At 61.6% G+C, this 3746-nt stretch carries 3 protein-coding genes and 1 pseudogene; 1 reads left to right on the top strand and 3 read right to left on the bottom strand.

From position 1 onward, the window contains the following. The first annotated feature begins 255 nt into the window (after positions 1-255). Positions 256-1191: a hypothetical protein gene (locus tag RH90_RS23720; RefSeq protein ID WP_157134774.1), complete on the top strand. Its 936-nt coding sequence runs from the start codon at positions 256-258 to the stop codon at positions 1189-1191. Positions 1192-1263: 72 nt separating this feature from the next. On the opposite strand, the pseudogene RH90_RS22990 reads toward RH90_RS23720, so the two are convergent. From RH90_RS22990 to istA, 3 genes and pseudogenes are all read right to left on the bottom strand, one after another. Further along, positions 1264-1401: pseudogene (locus RH90_RS22990) on the bottom strand (helix-turn-helix domain-containing protein); the annotation flags it as partial. 124 nt (positions 1402-1525) lie between these two features. Beyond that, positions 1526-2365, bottom strand: a complete 840-nt coding sequence (gene istB / locus RH90_RS20640) for an IS21-like element helper ATPase IstB (protein ID WP_010188746.1) — start codon at positions 2363-2365, stop codon at positions 1526-1528. Positions 2366-2382: 17 nt separating this feature from the next. After that, positions 2383-3746 (bottom strand): IS21 family transposase (gene istA / locus RH90_RS20635; RefSeq protein WP_037493896.1); only part of this gene is annotated, 1364 nt, incomplete at its 5' end.

The following is a 3746-nucleotide window of genomic DNA, read 5'->3' as shown; positions in this document are numbered from 1 at the left end:
TTGTTGCAAAAGGGTTCCCTTTTGCGACGGCAGCTATCGGGGAAGCGGACGGTCGCAAACCGACCAAAACCAGCCCCACACAGGCAATTGGCACTTCCCCCTTAGCCGCGACTAGCTTTGGGACGGGATAGCGAGTTGATCAGCCGAGGTGGAGGGTGCCTCCGCCGTCTTCCATCCCAATGCTACGCTGACAACAGTCAGGGCCGTGTGGAAATAAAGCTTAGGATCGGAACTTCGGACAGTATATGATGCCTTATGCGCGTAGTGATCGATACCAATAGGCTGCAAAGTCATGAACTCGGGATATTTCTAAGTGCGGATCGGACGAACATCGCCATTTTACCAGAGCATACGATAGTAGAAGTATTCAAGCAAAATGCGCTGGATCAGGTCTACTTATCATTTGAGGTAATTTCCGCGTTTCCTGACCAAATAGCGATACTGCGATCGAACCGGCACGTTGCCGATATTGATGTTCGTTACCCTGGCTTTGCAAATCGATTTCTTGATAAGTCGGCCACACGCGGATTACCTGAATTTTTTCAAATACTGGCGGCCGCGAAGGCGGGCAATGTTCGCCTTCAGGCTCAGCTGCTGGAACGACGTAAATGGGCGCTCGAACGAATCGATAAGGGCATGCTGGCCTTTGGGGACGCCGCGGAAGAGCTGGCCACCCTTCGATCCCAATTCGATCGATCCGACCTGGCAGCCTTGTCGCGTAATGAGCGGACGTCTCGTGATTTCAAAATTCTACTTTTCGACCTGACAACCTCGGTTGCCGACGATCTTTGGCGTCAGCGAACTTCCAAATCCCTGATCCCAGGAAATAGCCGTTTCAATGATTTCACGTGGCGATATGTCCTCTGCCATCTGCTGCGTTTATTATATTTGGCGGCTGAGGGTGGCGTGAGGCGAAAGCCGAGTAAGCTGATTAATGACCATTTCGACAATGTTTTTGCCACCTACGGAACCTACTTTAACGGCCTAATGACAAACGACGTTGATGCGCAGAGGACTTATCTCGTTGCGAGAACCGTACTGGAATTTCTAGGCGGGCGCGTTCCCGAAGATTACATTGGCGGAGGCTATATCCTTGAGGCCATCGAACGCTACGAAGCTCACGCGCCGGGGGTTGTAGGCGGCGAGACCGAGGGTGTCCCCGCCGCCGAGGACGCCGCGAAGCTCCTATGAGCGGTCAGCAGCTATCTGACTTTGAGCGACAGCCGGAACTTTGAACGACGGCTATCCACCAGCTCTAGACGTTCAGTTCTGCTTTCGAGACAATCTCGATATCGTCGCCTGGTCGACACCCAGCAAGGCAGCGACAGTGCGCTGCGTATCGCCAGCTGCGAGCCGTCGCAGGGCCTCAGCCTGCTGGTGAGGGGTAAGGGCAGCACGCCGGCTGTCAACGCCGGTCGGATTCCAGGCCATCGGGGCGGAGTAAAAGCAGGCCATTGTTGATGTGGGCCTGACGATATGAAGAGGGCCCCGATCGGGGCCCTCTTCATATCGTTGTCGTCGTCGATCAGGTGGTGGTGACCTCTCCTGTTTCCGGGTCGATGATCTCGGTGGCCTGGTTTTGCTCCGCCCTGGCGGCGGAGCGCCGACGCCCGGCGGACTGCTTCAGCCGGTAGCTGTCGCCGTTCATCGTCAGGATGCTGACGTGGTGGGTGAGCCGGTCGAGGAGCGCACCGGTGAGCCGCTCGCTGCCCAGCACCTGGGTCCAGTCCTCGAACGGCAGGTTGGAGGTGACGATCGTGGAGCCACGCTCGTACCTTTGGGAGAACACCTCGAACAGCAGCTCGGCACCCGTTGGCGACAGCGGTACATAGCCAAGCTCGTCGATGATCAGCAGCTTCACCGCTGCGAGGTCGCGCTGCATCTTCAGCAGGCGGCGTTCGTCGCGCGCTTCCAGCAGTTGGCTGACCAGTGCGGCCGCGGTCGTGAACGCTACCGTAAAGCCCTTCTGGCAGGCAGCCAGACCGAGGGCGAGCGCAACATGCGTCTTGCCCGTGCCGCTGTTGCCCAGCGCGATGATGTTCTCGCGCCGCAGGACATACTCGCAGCGGGCAAGCTCCAGCACGAGCATCTTGTTGAGGCTCGGGATCGCGGTAAACTCGAACGTGTCGAAGCTCTTCACCGCCGGGAACCGTGCCGCCCGGATACGCCGTTCGATCGTGCGCCGTTCACGGTCGATCAGCTCGAGCTCGATGAGCCGCAGCAGATAGCGCGGATGGTCGGTGCCATCGCGCGCGCACTCGCGCGCCACCTTGTCATACTCGCGCAGCACGGTGGGCAGCTTCAACTGCTTGAGGTGATGGGCCAGCAGCACCTGCGGCGTGCCGCTCATCGTGCCGACCGGCATCGTATCAGGTGCGCCGCTCATGCCGCCAGCACCGCGTAATCGGCGGCCGAGGTCGTCTTCACCGCCGTTCGCGGCAGGTGCGGATACGCCGCCAGGTCGAGCCGGGCGGGTCGCTGCTCGATGCGCGCCAGCGCGATCAGCTTGATCGCATCGAACCCGACCGCGCCGATCTGGATCGCCTGGGTTACGGCACCCGTGACGATGTCGAGCGGCAACGCCTCCAGCAGGCGCAGCACCTGGATAAACTCACGCTTGCCGCGGTTGCCCATCCGCGCCTCGAGCAGGTGTCGCAGATGCTGGAACACATCCGGCAACGCCCAGCCCTGCAACGCCGCGGCTTGATCAAGCGCACCCGGCTTGGTCTCGATCAGCGCCAGATAGTGGAGCGGGTCGGCGACGAACACGCCCTCGCCATAGCACCGCTGGTGGCGGGCGATCTCCTTGCCGCCGCACAGGATCACGACTTCGGCGACGAAGCCCTTCACCACCACGTCCTGGAAGCCATAGGCGGCCGGCACCGAGTAGTCGTTGGTCCGATAGCGCACGAGCGCCATCGACGAGACCCGTGCCGCGCGCTTCTCGCAGGGCTCCAACGGTACCGCCGGCAGCGGCCGCAGCGCCGCGCGATCGGCCGCCAGCCGCTCGCCGATCGTCTCGGCATGGCGGCCGGCATGATCGCGCTGTCGAGCGCGGCAGCGCTCTTCCAGCATGGCGTTCAGGTCGTCGAAGCTGGCTGCGTGCGGGACCGGCACCATGAAGTTGGCGCGCGAGAACTTCACCAGCCCTTCGACCTTGCCCTTGTCGTTGCCCTTGGCCGGCCGCGCAAAGCGATCGCGGAACAGATAGTGACTGCACAGCTCGGTGAAGGCACGCGTGCGTTCGCGCTTCCCGTCGCCCAGGATCTTCGCCACCGCGATCGTCGTGTTGTCGTACAGGATCGACAGCGGCACGCCGTCGAAGAACGTGAACGCCGATACATGCCCGTCGAGGAACGCCTCGGTGGTCTCGCGTGGATAGGCCTTCACAAAGCAGGCATCCGACTGCGGCAAGTCCATGCACAGGAAGTGGAGCTTTTGACGCACGCCACCGATCACGCCGATCGCCTCGCCAAAATCCACCTGCGCATGACCCGGCGGGTGTGCCAGCGGCACGAACGTCTCGCGCCCTCGTGCCCGGCAGAGCCGAACATGATCCTTCACCACGGTATATCCGCCGGCAAAGCCATGCTCGTCGCGCAGCCGTTCGAAGATCCGCTTGGCCGTATGCCGCTGCTTCACCGGCGCTGTCTGGTCCGCTGCCAAGATCGCATCGATCACCGGCAGCAGCGGCCCCAGCTTCGGCTTCGCCGCCGGCTCCTTGCGCGTATATCCCGGTGGCAGCG

Source organism: Sphingomonas sp. PAMC 26605, assembly GCF_000241485.1.
In the GTDB taxonomy this organism is placed as follows: Bacteria; Pseudomonadota; Alphaproteobacteria; order Sphingomonadales; family Sphingomonadaceae; genus Sphingomonas.
Note: the sequence above shows the minus strand (reverse complement) of the source record. Positions and strands in the feature narration are given on the sequence as shown.